Here is a 16168-nt window from a genome sequence, read left to right on the forward strand (position 1 = left end):
GACGCGATGACGGAAACCGTGACCGTTCGCGAAGTCGGCCTGCGCGACGGCTTGCAGATGGTCGGCGCGGTGCTCGACACCGACCGCAAGATCGAATGGTGCCGGCGCGAGGCGGCGGCCGGCGTCGCCGCGATCGAGGCGACGTCGTTCGTGCCGCCGAAGCTGCTGCCGCAGTTCGCGGACGCAGGCCTTGTCGCGCACGCGGCGCTGCGTATCGAAGGGCTGGAAACGAGCGCGCTGGTGCCGAACCTGAAAGGCGCGCAGCGCGCGATCGACGCGGGGCTGCGCAAGATCGACTTCGTGCTGTCCGCGAGCAACGAGCACAACCTGCGCAACGTGCGCCGCACGACCGACGCGTCGCTCGACGACTTTCGCCAGATCGTTGCATCGCGCAACGATGGCGGCCGTCGCGATGTGGCGCTCGGCGCGGGTGTCGCGACGGCGTTCGGCTGCACGATCGAGGGCCGCGTCGCGCCGGCGCGCGTGCTCGCAATCGTCGAGGCGCTGCTCGAAGCGGGCGCGGACGCGATCACGATCGCCGACACCGTCGGTTATGCGAACCCGGCCCAGGTGCGTGCGTTGCTGCGCGACGTGCTCGCGCTCGCCGGCAGCCGGCCCGTGACATGCCACTTCCACGACACGCGCGGGCTCGGGCTCGCGAACGTCTGCGCGGCGCTCGAAGCCGGCGTGCGCGCGTTCGACGCATCGCTCGCGGGCCTTGGCGGCTGTCCGTTCGCGCCGCACGCGACCGGCAACATCGACACCGAGGACTGCGTGTTTTTGCTGGAGTCGATGGGCTTCGACACCGGCATCGACATCGAACAACTGCTCGCGCTGCGCCGCGACGTGGAAACCTGGCTGCCCGGTGAGGCGTTCGCGGGCGCGATTGCACGCGCGGGCCTGCCGAAGCATTTCAGCCGCGCCGCGTCGCGCGTCTCCCCTGTCTTTCACGAAGGAATCCTTTGATGACGACCGAAACGAATCCCGAGTCCGGCGAGGACATCACGATCTCCGCGACCCGCGAAGACTATCCGGACCTGCGCGATGCGGTCCGCCGCATCTGCCGCGACTTTCCCGGCGACTACTGGCGTCGGCTCGACAACGAGCGCGGGTATCCGAGCGAATTCGTCGAGGCGTTGACCGCGTCGGGCTTTCTCGGCGCGCTGATCCCGGAGGAGTATGGCGGCTCCGGCATGCCGCTGCGCGCGGCGGCGGTGATCCTCGAAGAGATCAACGCGAGCGGTTGCGTCGCGAGCCCCGCGCACGCGCAGATGTACATCATGGGGACGCTGCTGCGTCACGGCAGCGAGGCGCAGAAGCGCCGTTATCTGCCGGACATCGCATCGGGCAAGCTGCGCCTGCAGGCGTTCGGCGTGACCGAGCCGACGACCGGCTCGGACACGACGCAACTGAAGACGCGCGCGGAACGGCGCGGCAACGTTTATGTCGTCAACGGGCAGAAGGTGTGGACGTCGCGCGCGCTGTATTCGGACCTGATGCTGCTGCTGGTGCGCACGACGCCGGTCGAGCAGTGCGCGAAACGGACCGACGGCCTGTCGACGCTGCTGGTCGATCTGCGCGAGGCGAAGGGGAACGGCATCGACATCCGGCCGATTCCCGCGATGATCAACCACAACACGACCGAGGTGTTCATCGAGAACCTCGAAGTGCCGGTCGAGAACCTGGTCGGCGAGGAGGGCAAGGGCTTCCGCTACATCCTCGACGGGATGAACGCGGAGCGCATTCTCGTCGCGCAGGAGTGCATCGGCGACGGCCGCTGGCTGCTGAAAAAGGCGGTCGATTACGCGAACGAACGCAAGGTGTTCGGGCGTGCGATCGGGCAGAACCAGGGCGTCCAGTTTCCGCTCGCGCGCGCTTACATGGAACTGGAGGCGGCGGACCTGATGGCGCGCAAGGCGGCGGCGCTGTTCGAGGCGGGCCGGCCGTGCGGGGCCGAGGCGAACATGGCGAAGCTGCTCGCGTCCGAGGCGACGTGGCATGCGGCGGACACCGCGTTGCAGACGCACGGCGGCTTCGGTTACGCGCAGGAATACGACATCGAGCGCAAATGGCGCGAAGTGCGGCTCTATCAGACCGCGCCGATCTCGACGAACCTGATCCTCGCGTATCTCGGCGAGCACGTGCTCGGGTTGCCGCGCTCGTATTGAGCGCGCGGCAAAGAGGCCGGAATCGCGCGGTTCTCCGGCGATTCCGGTCGAAGCCCGCGTCGGTCTACCGGCTCCCTCGCAATATCGCGGCGAGTTCCGCGGACGCATACGGCTTGCGCAGCGCGCGCCACCGGAACCCGGCCGGCTCGGGCAGCGCCACGTTGTCGCCCGATGCGAACAGCACGAACAGATGCGGATATTGCACCGTCGCCTGCCGGGCCAGTTCGATCCCGGACAGCCCCGGCAGATTCACGTCCGTCATCAGCACGTCGAACGTCTGGCTCGCCAGCAGCGCCTCGGCCTCGGTCGCGTTCGCCGCGCCGGCCGCCTGATGGCCGAGCATCACGAGCAGTTCGCACACCGATTCGCGCGACGTCCGGTCGTCCTCGACGACCAGCACCCGCAGCGCGGGCGGTGTCGCCGACGGGTCCGACGCCGGCAGCGGCTCGCCTTCGGTGCCGAGCACGTGACGGACCTTGCGCGCGAGATCCTCGCGGCTGTACGGCTTGCTCAGCAGTTCGACGCCGTCGTCGAGCCGGCCGCCGTGCACGATTGCGTTCTGCGTGTAGCCGGACGTGAACAGCACCTTCATCTGCGGAAGCAGTTGCACCGCGCGCCGCGCCATCTCGGGGCTGCGCAGCGCGCCCGGCATCACGACGTCGGTGAACAGCAGGTCCACCTGCACGCCGCTGCCGAGCACCGCGAGCGCCTGTTCCGCGTTGTCGGCCTTCAGCACCGTGTAGCCGAGTTCGGTCAGCATGTCGATCACGGTGGCCTGCACTTTCAGGTCGTCCTCGACGACCAGCACGGTTTCCCGGCCGCCCATCACCGCCGATATGCGCCGGACCACCGGCTCCAGCGCGTCGCCGGTTGAGCGCGGCAGATAGATGCGCACCGTCGTGCCGTGCCCGACTTCGCTGTAGATCCGGATGTGGCCGCCGCTCTGCTTCACGAAGCCGTATGCGGTGCTGAGGCCGAGGCCGGTTCCTTCGCCTTCGGGCTTCGTCGTGAAGAACGGGTCGAATGCGCGTTCCATCACGTCGGGCGGCATGCCGGTGCCCGTGTCGGTGATGCCGAGCATCACGTACTGGCCCGCCGGCACGTCGGACAGCGAGCGCACGTAGCGGTCGTCGAGCATCGCGTTCGCGAGTTCGAGCGTCAGCCGTCCGCCGCCGGGCATCGCGTCGCGTGCGTTGATCGCGAGATTCAGCAGCACGTTTTCGAGCTGATGGGTATCGACGCAGGTATTCCACAGGCCGCCGGCGACGACCGTTTCGACCTCGATCGTTTCGCCGAGCGCGCGGCGCAGCAGATCGTCCATCCCGCGGACCATCGCCGCGAGGTTCACGACGACCGGCCGCAGCGCCTGGCGGCGGCCGAACGCGAGCAGTTGCGACGCGAGCTTGCCGCCGCGGTCCACCGCGTCGATCGCGCTCGCCAGACGCTCCATGCTCCAGCCGTCGTGACGATGACGGTTCTGCAGCAGTTCGAGATTGCCGCGCAGCACCTGCAGCACGTTGTTGAAGTCGTGCGCGACGCCGCCGGTCAGCTTGCCTATCGCCTCCATCTTCTGCGCCTGGAACAGCGCGGCCTGGGTCTGCTTCAGCAGTTCGTCCGCTTCGCGCTTCTCGGTGACGTCGCGCGTGATTTTCGCGAAGCCGATCAGCGTGCCGGTTTCGTCGCGGATCGCGTCGATGATCACATGCGCCCAGAAAATCGTGCCGTCCTTGCGGACGCGCCGGCCTTCCGATTCGAAATGCCCTTCGCGCGCGGCCGTTTCGAGGCCGCGTTGCGGCAGTCCCGCGGCGGCGTCCTCCGGCGTGTAGAAGCGCGAGAAGTGCGAGCCGATGATCTCTTCCGCCGCGTATCCCTTGATGCGGCGCGCGCCGTGATTCCAGTTGGTCACGTAGCCGTCCGGCGACAGCATGAAGATCGAGTAGTCGGTGACGCCTTCGACGAGCAGCCGGAAACGCCGCTCGCTTTCGATCACCGCGTCGTGGGTCCGGCGCTTGTCGCTGACGTCCCGGACGATTTCCGCGAAACCGATGAAATCGCCGTTCGCGTGGAACAACGCGGTCGTCACGACGCTTGCCCAGAACACGCTGCCGTCCTTGCGCACGCGCCAGCCTTCGGACTCGTGCCGGCCGTCCCCGCGCGCGGCGAGCAGCGCGTCGTCGTGCAGATGCCGCGCGCGGTCCTGTGCGGTGAAGAACACCGAGCAATGCCGGCCGACGATCTCGTCGCCGCGATAGCCGTAAATCTTCACGCCGCCGGGATTCCAGCTACGGACGTGGCCGTCCGGCGTGAGCGCGTACACCGAGTGGTCGCTGGTCGTGTCGGCCCAGATGCGGAGCCACTCGTCATGGAGTCCTTTGCTGCAATCCCCCGGATCTTGCATCGGCTGCTTCCTGTGAGTGATCGACGTGCGTCTACCTGGCGGTGACTGGGAAGTGGAAGCCGGGATTCTAGCAGCTAACAATTTACGTGAGGGGTCGGCCTTTCGTGCGCGAAGGGGCATTGGGGCGGGCGTCTGCGGGGCCGGGTCGGCGGCGGGTATCCGGGCGGATGGGCTTCGCTGGGGCGGCCCCGGTCGGGAACGGTTAATGCTCGGGCGCGCGCCCGGCCGAACTGGAACGCCGGACCGCTCGCATGTCGGGCGTCTTGCGGCGACGTTTTATGCCGTCTTTTGGGGGCTTTCCATCGTTCTCCATCTCGCGGCATCGCGCCGTCGAGGCCTTCACCAGTGCAGCAGGCATGGCCCGAGCAGCGCGCCGGCCGGTCGGTATCGCGATGCCGAGCAGATCCCGCGCGGCCCGGAACGGCATTTCCATCTCCGGGCAGTGCAGGCAGTAACCGAGTGCGCCGAGCGCCCGCCGAGCAACCCCGCCGTGACGCCGGCGACGCGCAGCCGGGTCGGCGCGAGACCGCGCACGTGTGGGCCTTATACCGGCATCTGGTCGAGCGGATCGGCGAGCGTCCGACGTTGATCGGGCGCGACAACAACATCCCCGCGTTCGACGTGCTGCGGGAGGCGCGAGAACGGGCGCAGGCGCAACTCGATGCGGTCGCCGTTGATGCGATCCGATGAACAAGCCTCCCGGCGATTTCCGGCGCGCGTTCATCGCCGCGTTATACGGACGCTCGATGGACGATGCTCGCGAATTTCCCGACCGTCGGGCGGCTAGCGAGCGACGAATGGTTCCGCGCCGCCGCGTTCGAATACGCGTGCCGGTTCCCGCCCGACGATGCGCGACCGCTTCGTTATGGCCGCGAGTTTCCGGCTTTTCTCCGCGCGTTCGAACCGGCGCGCGCGTTGCCGTATCTCGCGAATATCGCGCGGCTCGACTTGATGTGAATCGAAGCGCATGTTGCCGCCGACGATCGAAACATCACGGCGGCCGACATCGCCGTATGGGAGCCGCAACGGCTTGAGCATGCGGTGCGGCGTCCGCATGTCAGTGCGCGCTGGGGCTGGTTCGGCGGTGAACCCGCATCCACGATCTGGCGCGCGAACCGCGAAGGGCTCGACGTGCCGGACGATCTCGCGTGGCAGGGCGAAGGCGCGCTGCTGCTGCGTCCGGTGGGCAGCGTGATCTGGCGGCCGCTGTCGGCGGGCGGCTGCGCGTTCCTCGATGCGTGCGCGGCCGGCGATGCATTCGAGCCAGCCGCGCGGCGTGCGTTGCGTGTGGAAGCGGACGTCGATCTGGGTGTGCCAGCGAGTCATGCAAACGATAGCGGTAAACGGAGGATCGTTTCATTCGGCGAGCACGATGGCAAGCGCGCACACCGAACTAACAGAGCGATCGGTCAGCAATGCGATACACGCGTAGCACCGGCTGCGGGCTGGTTCCCTGTTCAGCTATCCAGGGAGTCGGTTCATGAACGCAATCTTCGAACCGGATTGTTAATGTTGCTTGCTATGTTCGACTGTGCGCTGTGGGGAGCCGCCGCGCAGGCGTGGATCGATGCGAGGCAGGGCGCGCGCACTACGCATCGACCGGCTCCGTTCACGACCTGGACCGCAAAGGGTGTCTGCTCGTCAATTCGGCGCTGGAGGTCGCGCCGCACGAACCCGATCTCCAGAAGACGATCGCCGACGTGCTCGTGAAGGTCGAAGCGTTCTTCCTCGGTTGCGCGAAGGCGGGGCAGAAACCGGCGAGATATCGGCGCGGCAGTCCGCGGACGATCTTGCGCGACTGCTCGGCGCGCATCCCGGCATCCGCGTGCTGGCGCTGCTGGAAGGGATCGTGCGGCCGGCGCTCGCGCTGCTGAAACCAGATCACGCGGAATAGCCGCGGGACTATGCGGACCCGCTTCGTTTTCAGTTCTATTACGTTTTGCTCACGGCGCGAAGTCGCGTGTTCTTCGTATCGAGTGACCTCATGTTGCTTCGGTCCGCGTGCGAGTTGTTCATCGCCCGCTTTAGAGTCCTGTTCGAATCCATCGCAACGATGCCTGTCCATCGAGTGCGATGGGCGCGCAGGCATTGGCTTTCCGTGCGATCGTCCGTAACCGCTGCGCCGAGGTTTCGGGCTGCTCGCCGGATCGTTTTCGCGGGGGTGCGCTGAACGATTTTCTCCACCGGTGTATAGTCGCCGTCCTCGTCGCGCAACGCGGCAATTTGTTTACATTTTCGTTAGGTATCGGGAGGAATCATGGCGTTCGAACATCGGGGCTTTCGGGTAGCTGTCGACGTGGTCCCGGACGAAGCCGACGTGCAGTGGCAATGCCGCGCGGAGATTCACGGCGTCGAAGGCCGCACGGTTGGCGTGGAACTGCCGGGCGTCGAGTTGGCGATCCCGAAGCTGAAGATCGACGTGCTGATGGCGCTCAGCATGGTCGAGCACAGGGCCGTTACGTCGATCGACGAATGGCACGCGGAGCATCTCGAAGCGGTTTGACGGTGGCGGGTCGTTCGACGCTGTTCGAGCTACCGCCCGAAGTCGCGGTGCTGAACGTCGGCCGTCGCCGATGTTCAGGAAGGCGCCCGGAGACACGCCGCGGCGTTATCTGAAAAGACGCGACGGCGCGTAGTCCCCGGGCGTGACGTTGCGCGGAGCGTGCAAGGGCGGACAACCGAACGCGGGACGCCTCGTCGCCGCGACCCGTCACGGCGCGCGATCGAGTCCACCGCCCCCCTCAATTCCTGCACCACCCATACGCGCGAATCACCGAAACCGGTTCGCGCATCGCGACGGCGGCATTGAGCCGCCCCGGCATCGGCAGGTCGATCACGTGCAGATAGTTGCCGCTCGACTCTTCCGCGATCAGCGCCGCGCCGTTCTGCGCGACGAGCCGCGGCAGCCAGTCGGCGGACGGCCGCTTGCAGAGCGCCGCCGCGCTCGACCGGCGCACGAAATCCTGCGCTTCGGCGGGGTCGGCCGGCGCGGATTCGGACGCGTCATTTGCATCGGCCGCATCGGCCGGCGGCCACGCCTGCTGTCCTCGCGTCGGGTCATGACCCGACGGCGTGGCGGCGCTGATGCCGAACTCCGACGCGCCCATGCCGATCAGTATCCAGATGCCCGCATACGCGATCCGGATGCTGAGCTGCCTCGGCGGCAACGGATGCAGCAATTCGGGCTGTCCATCGGGCCGGTCCGTGAACTGCAGATGCTCGGGCGGGCACGCGAGCATCCGCGACAGGATCGCGCGCAGCGATGCGCGTCCGGTCAGATAACGCCGGTTCAGCGCCGAACTGGGACCGCGCCGCGCGCGATGCTGCTCGACGCGCGAAACGATCGGCGGGCTGTCTTCCGGCAGCCCCGCGTGCCGTTGCGCACGAAACCGCCACAGATGCAGTTCTCCCGGCTCGGGCAGCCGTCGCTGGGGCAGCGCGGCTCTTGCGATCGGCAGCGGCTGGAAACTGAGTCCCGGCGTGCGATACACCGGATGCTGCTTCAGATGGCGGGGGATGGCCAGTTCATCCAGAACATGGGCGTGTTTTTCCCGGCGCATGCGTGCCCTCAGTGCATGTAGCAGACGGCGCGCTCGCGCACGCGAATCGGCAGCCCCGCTTCAAGCAGATCCATCGCGAGCCAGCGGATCAGCTTCAGATAGCTGCTCAGCGCGGGCAGCGCGAGCCGTTGCGACAGCAACTGGAACGCGGCGTCTGTGCGGCCGGCCTGCAACAGCGCGATGCCTTGCAGCAGCGTCGCTTCGTCGCCGGCCATTTCGGTCGCGCAGCGGCAGCGCAGGTCCAGCGTTCTCGGCATCACCGTGCGCAGCGAGCGCATCACGATGTCGAAGTGCTCGATGCCGTCCCGCATCAGGCCGGCGCCGCGCAGCAGCGTGCTCCAGTCGAGAACGCCGCGCACCGCGTCGCAGCGCGGGCGCAGCCACGCGCGCATCGCGACCAGCAGCGTGATTTCCGGGCCGTCGGGCTGCTCCAGCCATTGTTCGTCGAAGACTTCTGCGCCGGTCACAAGTCCTGGGTGCAGGTTCATGGTCGCTCCTGATGAGGTGTGCGGAGACGGGCTCCGCAGGGTGTGTCGTTGCGCGGGCGAGGGGCGGCGGCCGATTGATGGTCGATCGGCGGCCGTGTCAGATGGACGATCGCCCGAGCCATTCGCGCACGTGGTTCGTCCGAGGCGGCCGCAGCGCGGCGCGCTCGCGCGACTTCGGCGTGCCGACGAACAGGAAGCCGAGCAGGCGGTCCGACGCCTCGAAATCGAGCGCGGCCTGAAGGTTCGCGTCGTATGCGTCGATGCCGGTGGCCCAGAAGCCGCCGTAACCGAGCGCGTGGATCGCGTTGAGCATGTTCATCGCGGCCGCGCCGGCGGACAGCACCTGCTCGTTCTCGGGAATGCCGGCGCCCGGCGTGATCGACGCGCCGAGCGCGACGATCAGCGGCGCGGCATAGGCTTTCTGACGCCGGTGCTCGTGGTCGGCGCGCGGCGCATGCGGCTCGCGCGCGGCCGCGACGTCGACCAGCACTTCGCCGAGTTCGGCGCGTGCGTCGCCGCGGATGAACGCGAATCGCCACGGCTGCAGGCGGCCATGATCCGGCGCGCGCAGCGCGGCATCGAAGATCAGGTCCAGTTCCGCGTCGCTCGGGCCGGGATCGGTCAGCGGCCAGTGCGACTGGCGGGAAAGCAGCGTATCGATGAAGTTCATGCGTTGTGCATGAGTCGCATTCTCAATATGCGGCTGCACTGCGTTCGTAGCCGTTGAAGTCTCCATGGGGCGTCCACTGGTCGATGAGTACGGTCAGCACATGATGCTCAAAATCCTCTCTATTTGCAAATGATTCTCATTCATTTGCGTTCCACGAACGCGTGCTCTATGCTGCTGTTCAATGGATAGCGGATCGATCAGGCGACGCGGAGGGCGATTTTGATCACATCTCGGGCGGCACTCGTGGCATCGCGCGGCCGCTGGCCGGCCGACGTCCACGTATGGCAGGTGCGGCTGGCGTTGTCCGCGCGAGAAGAGAACTGTCCGCATCTGGACGATGCCGAACGGGCGCGGGCGGCGCGTTATCGGGCGGCGAGCGATCGGGTCCGGTTCGCGACGACGCGTTCGGTACTGCGGGAATTGCTCGGCCATTACACGGACACGTCTGCCGATTCCGTGCGCTTCGTTCTGTCGGCGGCGGGGAAGCCGAGGCTGCCGTCGTCCGACGCGCCGCGTTTCAACGTGTCGCACTCCGGCGAACAAGCGTTGATCGCCGTCTCGCGGACGCGTGAAGTGGGCATCGACATCGAACTGGCCGACGCGGGACTGGACTGGCGCGAACTCGTCGGCCTCGTCTGCACGGACGCGGAACGTGCGGCGCTCGAAAGCGTGCCGTCGCTGCTGCAACACGCGCGGTTTTTCCGCTGCTGGACCGCGAAGGAAGCGGCGCTGAAGGCGCTCGGCATCGGGATTACGGACGGGTTACGCGTGCTGACGATCGATCTGGATAGCGAAACATCCGTTCGGCCGCAAGCCGGCACGCATCCGGCGGTGGCCGACGCCAACCGGCTCACGTGCCACTGGCTCGACGACGTGCACGGTTACGCCGCCTGCGTCGCATACGGACCGACGTGACGAAAGCACCGAATCTTGTGGGGGCCACCTCCCACGAGGTGTCAGGCTAGCGAGCCGCAGTGCGGCCGCCGGTGCAAACGGTCAACAGCAGACTGATGCCAGCCACGCCATCTTTTTCCGGCTCGAACGCCGTCTTTCTTCAGGCCGCCCATGGCCGCCATGGCGCTTTCCCAGCCGGAAAACCCGCCTGTTTGCGTCTTAATAAAAATAAGAATGATTTCTGTCCGTATTAAAGTTCCGGTGTCTGTAATGCGATAGGAATAACCGATCGGATAGTGCGGTCCAATGCGTTAGGATTTCCCGCTTTCGCATGGCCGCCGATGTCCATCGGGATCGCGCGGCGTCCCGTTCTTGCATCGAGGACCGCAGCGGTCCGCCGCCGACCGGTCAGTGTGGGTTGCCGGCGGCACCCATGCTTCCTTCACCGCCTTCCATTCATCCACTTGATGCTGCAACAGGTTCTTGACGAGTTACAGAGCGCAGGACTGCGGGCAACCACGCCGCGCGTGAAGGTGCTGGAGTTTTTCCGGACGTCCGGGCATCGCCATTGCAGCGCGGAGGACGTGTTTCGCCAACTCGTCGACGCGAAGGTCGATATCGCGCTCGCGACGGTCTACCGGGCGCTCGCGCAACTGGTCGAAGCCGGGATACTGACGAGCGGCGTGATCGATTCGAGCAAGGTCGTCTATGAGTTGAACGAAGGGAAGCGGCACGACCATATCGTCTGCATCAACTGCGGGCGGATCGACGAGTTCTCGGATCCGCTGATGGACGCGCGGCAGAAGGCCGTGTCCGACGGACTCGGGTATCTGCTGACCGGGCATCAACTGGTCCTGCACGGCTATTGTTCGAACTGCCGCCCCGAGCCGCAGGGCAAGAAGACGACCCGCAAGCGGTAATCGCCTTTCACCATCCCCCCACCGCTTACCCGGCGCTGCGTTCGTCCGGCGGCCGCATCCATCCCCCACCCAGCGCGCGGTAAAGCGACACCGCGCCGCTCAGGCGCGCCAGTCTCAGTTGAACCTTTTCGTCCTCGGCCGCGTATAGCGTCTGCTGCGCGGTCAGCACGACGACCAGCGGTTCCGCGCCAGCACGGTAGCGGCTCGTCGCGAGCCTGAGCGCCCGCCGGGCCTCGTCGAGCTGTTCGCCGTTCGCGGCGATCTGCGCGTCGACGCCGTCGATCGCGTTCAGCGCGCGCTCGACGTCGGCGAACGCCGCGACGATCGCGGCATGATAGTTCGCGAGCAATTCCTCCTTCTGCGCGACGGCAAGGTCACGGCCGGCCGCGAGCGCGCCGCCGTTGAAGATCGGCGCGGTCAGCCCGGCCGCGACGCTGTACAGCGAGTTGTCGAACAGCGTGTGGATGCGGTCGTTGCCGAAGCCCGCGGTGGCGGTCAGCGTGACGCCCGGCAGCATCGCGGCGCGCGCGGCCGCGATGTTCGCGTCGGCTGCCGCAAGCTGCGCTTCGGCGCGCGCGAGATCGGGGCGCTGCACCAGCACCGCCGACGGCACGCCGGCATCGACGTCGGGAACCTGCATCGCGTCGAGCGACGCGGTCGCCAGATGCAGCGCGGCCACCGGCTGTCCGAGCAGCGCCGCGAGCGTCACGAGGCTCGCATTCGCCTGCTGCCGCTGCGCGCTGAGCGCGCCGCGCTGCGCCGCGACGGTCGCTCTCTGCTGCGCCAGTTCGAGCGACGTCGCTGCGCCGGCGCGGAACCGCGATTCCACCGTATTCAGGATGGCCTGCGCGGTCGCGAGATTCTGCGCGGCGATGTCGGTGCGCTGCCTGAACGCGGCGGTCTGGAGCCACGCGTCGGCGACGTCCGCGCCGACCGTCAACGCGACCGTGTCGCGATCGAACGCCGATGCTTCGAGGCTCGCGCCGGCCGCGCGGCGAAGCGCGCGATTGCGTCCCCAGAAGTCGAGTTCGTAGCTCGCCGCGAGGCCGATGTCGAAGCTCGTGCCTTCCAGTTCGGTGTCCGACACGAGCAGGCCGCCTTGCCGGCTGGCATCGGCGAAGCCCGCCACGGTCGGCAGCAGCGGCGCGCCGGCGATGCGGGCCGCCGCGCGGGCCTGGCGCACGCGTGCGACCGCCGCCGCGACGTCGAAGCTGTCGCGCGCGGCGGTCTCCATCAGCCGGTCGAGTTCGTCGTTGCCGAACGCCGTCCACCAGTCCGCGCGAACCGGCGCGCCGTGACGGTCGGCGCCGGCGTATTGCCACGTCGCGGGCGTCGGCACCGCGCGGCCCTCGGGCGGCGTCACGCTGCATGCGGACAGCGCCAGTATCGCGAATCCCACGGTCCAGTTCTTCATCGGTTCATTCGCTCGCGAGCGCGACGACCGGATCGAGGCGGGCGGCCTGGCGCGCCGGCATGAAGCCGAACACGAGGCCGGTCAGCAGCGCGCAGCCGAACGCGCCGATGATCGCCCGCACCGAGAAGATCGCCGGCACGCCGGCCGCGATCAGCGCCGCGCCGATCAATAGCCCGCAGGCGACGCCGACCCCGCCGCCGACGCCCGACACCAGCGTGGCTTCGGTCAGGAACTGGCGCAGGATGTCGCGCTGGCGCGCGCCGGTCGCGATCCGGATGCCGATCTCGCGGGTGCGCTCGCGCACCGTCATCAGCATGATGTTCATCACGCCGATGCCGCCGACCAGCAGCGAAATCGCCGCGATCAGGCCGAGCATCAGCGTCAGCGTGTCCTGGGTTTCGGTCTGCGCGCGTACCGACGCCGCGCGGTTGTACACCTGGAAGTCGCGCACGTGATGCGCGGTTTCGAGCGTCTGCGTGATCTGCCGCGCGGTGTCGTCCGCGAGATCGAGACGGTCGATCAGGATCGAGATCCACGACAGGTTCGTCGTGCCGACGATGCGGCGGCTGCCGGTCGAGAACGGCATCAGGATCACGTTGTCGTCGTCGGCGTCGCCGGACGTCGCGCCTTTTTCGTCCAGCTCGCCGATCACCTGGAACGGCACGTTGTTCACCAGCACGTAGTCGCCGATCGGGTTCGCGTCGCCGAACAGCTTCTCGCGCACGCGCTTGCCGATCAGCACCACGGTGGCCAGCTGATGTTCGTCCTTCGCGCTGAAGAAAATGCCGCGCGCGGGTTTCCAGTTCAGCACCCGCGACGCCTCGTCGGTCACCGCCCACAGCGGCACCTGCGTATCGACGTTGGCGTGGCGGACCGTGACGCTGCCTTCGAGGAACGGCATCGCGGCGGCGACGTTCGGCACCTCGCGGACGATGTCGGCGTCCGCCTCGGACAGCGTGCCGCCCGGCCCGCGCGGATTGTCGCCGCCGGGCGTCACGTACATCCGGTTCGTGCCGAAGCTCGCCATCTTCTCGACGACCTGGCGTTCCGTGCCGGCGCCGATCGCCATCATCACGATCACCGACGCGACGCCGATGATGATGCCGAGCAGCGTCAGCAGCGTGCGGGACCGGTTGACCCACAGCACGCGCCACGCGGCGCGCAGCGCCTCGCGCGTGTCCGCCGCGAACGACGCGGTGCGCTCGACGCCCGCGGCCATCGAACCGATGAGCGCCGCCGCGTCGAGCGACGCGCGGCTGCCCGCCGCCGCGGACTTTCCGGAGTCCGCGACCACCTGACCGTCGCGCACTTCGATCGTCCGATGCGCGCGCGCGGCGACGTCGCGATCGTGCGTGATGAGAATCACGGTGTGGCCGGTCGCGGCCAGTTCCTCCAGCAGACGCATGACTTCCGCGCCGCTGTTCGAGTCGAGCGCGCCGGTCGGCTCGTCGGCGAGCACGATATGGCCGCCGTTCATCAGCGCCCGGCTGATCGACACGCGCTGCTGCTGGCCGCCCGACAACTGGCTCGGGCGATGGTCGAGCCGGTCGCCGAGGCCGAGCCGTTCGAGCAGCGCCGCCGCCCGTTGTTCGCGTTCCGCGACCGGCATGCCGGAATAGATCGCAGGCACCTCGACGTTCTCGCGGGCCGATTCGGTCGCGATCAGGTGATAGCCCTGGAACACGAAGCCGAACGCCTCGCGGCGCAGCCACGCGAGTTCGTCCGCGCTGAAGCCGGCGATGTCCTGGCCTGCGAACCGGTACTGGCCGGACGTGGGCCGGTCGAGGCAGCCGAGGATGTGCATCAGCGTCGATTTGCCGGAGCCGGACGCGCCGACGATCGCGACGAATTCGCCGGAGTCGATCGACACGCTGATGCCGCGCAGCACGTCGACGACCGGCGTCGGCTGGCCGTCCGGGCCGCGCGTGGTGCCGCCGTACGACTTGCGGATGTCGCGCAGTTCGATCAGCGGCGGCGGCACCGCCGCCGCCGACGCCGCGCGCGCGGACCCGGCAGATGCGATTACCACGTGAATCTCCCGTCGGCCGCGCGCGTGCGGGTCACGCCGGTCACGAGGCGGTCGCCGGGCGCGAGCCCCGACAGCACCTCGCCGCTCAACCGGTCATGCACGCCGATGCGCACGTCGCGCGCGACGATGCGGTCGTCTTCAAGCACGCGGGCGGTGTACTGGCCGGGCTTGCCTTCGACCGGCGTCATCGCGGCGAGCGGCGCGGCGATCACGCCGTGCGTGCGCGCGGCGACGAAGAACACCTGCGCGCTCATCTGCGGCATCAATTCGCGATCGGGATTCGCGACGTCGAACAGCACCGTGTACAGCACGACCTTGCCGGTGGTCTGCGCGCTGGCCGGCGTCGCGGCCTGCTGGCCGCTGCTGTCCGGCGACGTCGCGGGGTTCGGCGGCGCGGGCAGAATCTGCCGCACGACGGCCGTCCAGCGCCGGTCGGCCGAGCCGAGCGTCGTGAAGTAGACGGGCATGCCGGGCTTCACACTCAGGATGTCCGCCTCGGACACCTGGGTCCATACGGTCATCGTCGACAGGTCGGCAATGCGCAGGATGTTCGGCGTCTGGTACGTCGCGTTGAGCGTCTGGCCTTCGCGCGCATCGAGCGTGACGACCGAGCCGCTCATCGGCGCATAGATGCGCGTGTAGCCGAGCTGCGCTTCGTCGCCGCTCAGGTTCGAATGCGCGCCGGCGATCTGCGCGCGCAGATTGTCGAGGGTGGTGCGCGCCTCGACGAGCGCGGCATACGCGGTCTGCACGTCCTCGTCGCGCGTGGAGCCGTCGGCCGCCATGCGCTTCTGCCGGTCGTACTGCTGTTGCGCGAGCACCTGTTGCGCCTGCGCGCCCGCCAGTTGCGCGCGCAGGCTCGCGAGCGTCGCCTGGTCCACGTCCACCTTCGACTGCTGCACGCTCGGATCGATCTCCACGAGCAGGTCGCCGCGATGCACGGTGTCGCCGGGCTGCACGCGAATGCGGCGGATCTCGCCGGACGCCTGCGAGCCGACGTCCACGTAGCTGTGCGGCTGCACGGTGCCGAGCGCGGTGACGCTCGATTCGATGTCGCTGCGCCCGATGGTGACGGTCGTCACGTGTTCGGTCACGCGAAAGAAGAATGCCCAGACGATCCACGCGAACAGCAACAGGACGATGGCAAGGACAACAGTGCGCCGGTGTCGTCGGGCAATTTTTCTCATCGAGCGGTCAAGGGCAAAGGCGCTGCGTTCCTGGAAATGGGCGGATGCGAAAAGCGCGGGAAGGAGCGCTGCCGCGTGCGGCCCGCCTGCTTCCGAGGCCTGTGTTCCGGCCCGCGCTTCGCAGCGGAGTATAAGAGATTCTCATTACTCTGCGAACAGCGTCCCTGTCATTCGCAGGTCATGCGAGCGCCGTCGAATGCAGGCTCGGACTGGCCGCGCAGGGCTTCGCATGGTGATCGCCACGACTGTTTTCATGCGGCGTAAATACTTGCGGGGCGTGGGGTCTTTGCGAACGGCTCGCAAGGTCGCAAAACCCGCGCGGGGCGGGAACCGGCGCATGACGTCGATGCGTTTGCGGCTCCGGACCACGCCTTGACAAGTTCACAGCGGCAGCCTATTTTTCTCCATCGTTTGCGAATAATTCTCATTACGTATGCGTA

17 protein-coding genes are annotated in these 16168 nt (G+C 67.8%); 9 read left to right on the forward strand and 8 right to left on the reverse strand.

Annotated features, from left to right (window positions below; all coding sequences use genetic code 11):
* Positions 1–6 precede the first annotated feature (6 nt).
* Together BLV92_RS29410 and BLV92_RS29415 are read left to right on the forward strand one after the other, a co-directional pair.
* Positions 7–966, forward strand: a complete 960-nt coding sequence (locus BLV92_RS29410; RefSeq protein ID WP_090552501.1) for a hydroxymethylglutaryl-CoA lyase — start codon at positions 7–9, stop codon at positions 964–966.
* Entirely contained in the window at positions 966–2168 is a 1203-nt protein-coding gene (locus BLV92_RS29415) for an acyl-CoA dehydrogenase family protein (RefSeq protein WP_090552503.1), read from the forward strand. Before BLV92_RS29410 ends, BLV92_RS29415 begins: the two co-directional genes overlap by 1 nt.
* A 64-nt stretch (positions 2169–2232) precedes the next feature.
* Here the strand turns inward: BLV92_RS29415 and BLV92_RS29420 are convergent, their stop codons facing one another.
* The gene (locus BLV92_RS29420) at positions 2233–4566 is read right to left on the reverse strand and encodes a PAS domain S-box protein (RefSeq protein WP_090552506.1); all 2334 of its coding nucleotides are present in this window, start codon (positions 4564–4566) and stop codon (positions 2233–2235) included.
* Between the two features lie 202 nt (positions 4567–4768).
* The gene (locus BLV92_RS33045) at positions 4769–4999 is read right to left on the reverse strand and encodes a hypothetical protein (RefSeq protein ID WP_143040751.1); all 231 of its coding nucleotides are present in this window, start codon (positions 4997–4999) and stop codon (positions 4769–4771) included.
* Positions 5000–5025: 26 nt separating this feature from the next.
* Here BLV92_RS33045 and BLV92_RS29425 point away from each other — a divergent pair, with 26 nt between their 5' ends.
* The 5 genes from BLV92_RS29425 to BLV92_RS29440 all read left to right on the forward strand — a co-directional run bounded on the left by BLV92_RS29425 (position 5026) and on the right by BLV92_RS29440 (position 7069).
* On the forward strand, positions 5026–5256 hold the full coding sequence (locus tag BLV92_RS29425; RefSeq protein ID WP_090552509.1) for a multinuclear nonheme iron-dependent oxidase: 231 nt from the start codon (positions 5026–5028) through the stop codon (positions 5254–5256).
* A gap of 63 nt (positions 5257–5319) precedes the next feature.
* Positions 5320–5523: an HvfC/BufC family peptide modification chaperone gene (locus BLV92_RS33145; protein WP_090552511.1), complete on the forward strand. Its 204-nt coding sequence runs from the start codon at positions 5320–5322 to the stop codon at positions 5521–5523.
* An 84-nt stretch (positions 5524–5607) separates the two neighbouring features.
* Positions 5608–6276 carry a hypothetical protein gene (locus BLV92_RS32260; protein WP_167627152.1) on the forward strand — a complete coding sequence of 223 codons (669 nt, stop codon included), beginning with the start codon at positions 5608–5610 and terminating at the stop codon, positions 6274–6276.
* A 22-nt stretch (positions 6277–6298) separates the two neighbouring features.
* Positions 6299–6460 (forward strand): hypothetical protein, encoded by a 162-nt coding sequence (locus BLV92_RS32420; protein WP_177197902.1) that lies wholly within the window; start codon positions 6299–6301, stop codon positions 6458–6460.
* Positions 6461–6823: 363 nt separating this feature from the next.
* The gene (locus tag BLV92_RS29440; protein ID WP_090552513.1) at positions 6824–7069 is read left to right on the forward strand and encodes a hypothetical protein; all 246 of its coding nucleotides are present in this window, start codon (positions 6824–6826) and stop codon (positions 7067–7069) included.
* Between the two features lie 238 nt (positions 7070–7307).
* Here BLV92_RS29440 and BLV92_RS29445 read toward each other — a convergent pair whose 3' ends face one another.
* The 3 genes from BLV92_RS29445 to BLV92_RS29455 all read right to left on the reverse strand — a co-directional run bounded on the left by BLV92_RS29445 (position 7308) and on the right by BLV92_RS29455 (position 9284).
* The gene (locus BLV92_RS29445; protein ID WP_143040752.1) at positions 7308–8126 is read right to left on the reverse strand and encodes a 4'-phosphopantetheinyl transferase family protein; all 819 of its coding nucleotides are present in this window, start codon (positions 8124–8126) and stop codon (positions 7308–7310) included.
* A gap of 8 nt (positions 8127–8134) precedes the next feature.
* Positions 8135–8614 carry a hypothetical protein gene (locus tag BLV92_RS29450; protein WP_090552517.1) on the reverse strand — a complete coding sequence of 160 codons (480 nt, stop codon included), beginning with the start codon at positions 8612–8614 and terminating at the stop codon, positions 8135–8137.
* Positions 8615–8711: 97 nt separating this feature from the next.
* Positions 8712–9284 (reverse strand): nitroreductase family protein, encoded by a 573-nt coding sequence (locus BLV92_RS29455; RefSeq protein ID WP_244283972.1) that lies wholly within the window; start codon positions 9282–9284, stop codon positions 8712–8714.
* Between the two features lie 243 nt (positions 9285–9527).
* Here BLV92_RS29455 and BLV92_RS29460 point away from each other — a divergent pair, with 243 nt between their 5' ends.
* Complete coding sequence (locus BLV92_RS29460; protein ID WP_167627162.1) at positions 9528–10199, forward strand: 4'-phosphopantetheinyl transferase family protein; 672 nt, start codon at positions 9528–9530, stop codon at positions 10197–10199.
* Positions 10200–10645: 446 nt separating this feature from the next.
* The gene (locus tag BLV92_RS29465) at positions 10646–11098 is read left to right on the forward strand and encodes a Fur family transcriptional regulator (RefSeq protein WP_090552523.1); all 453 of its coding nucleotides are present in this window, start codon (positions 10646–10648) and stop codon (positions 11096–11098) included.
* Positions 11099–11123: 25 nt separating this feature from the next.
* Here the strand turns inward: BLV92_RS29465 and BLV92_RS29470 are convergent, their stop codons facing one another.
* From BLV92_RS29470 to BLV92_RS29480, 3 genes are read right to left on the reverse strand one after another with little or no spacing between them, the layout of a single operon-like run.
* Positions 11124–12512 carry an efflux transporter outer membrane subunit gene (locus tag BLV92_RS29470; protein WP_090552526.1) on the reverse strand — a complete coding sequence of 463 codons (1389 nt, stop codon included), beginning with the start codon at positions 12510–12512 and terminating at the stop codon, positions 11124–11126.
* A gap of 4 nt (positions 12513–12516) precedes the next feature.
* Positions 12517–14541 (reverse strand): MacB family efflux pump subunit, encoded by a 2025-nt coding sequence (locus BLV92_RS29475; RefSeq protein WP_280141519.1) that lies wholly within the window; start codon positions 14539–14541, stop codon positions 12517–12519.
* On the reverse strand, positions 14535–15728 hold the full coding sequence (locus BLV92_RS29480; RefSeq protein WP_090552528.1) for an efflux RND transporter periplasmic adaptor subunit: 1194 nt from the start codon (positions 15726–15728) through the stop codon (positions 14535–14537). The genes BLV92_RS29475 and BLV92_RS29480 overlap by 7 nt, the downstream gene beginning before the upstream one ends.
* Positions 15729–16168 lie beyond the last annotated feature (440 nt).

It is taken from the genome of Paraburkholderia caballeronis (genome assembly GCF_900104845.1).
GTDB classification, from domain to species: Bacteria; Pseudomonadota; Gammaproteobacteria; order Burkholderiales; family Burkholderiaceae; genus Paraburkholderia; species Paraburkholderia caballeronis.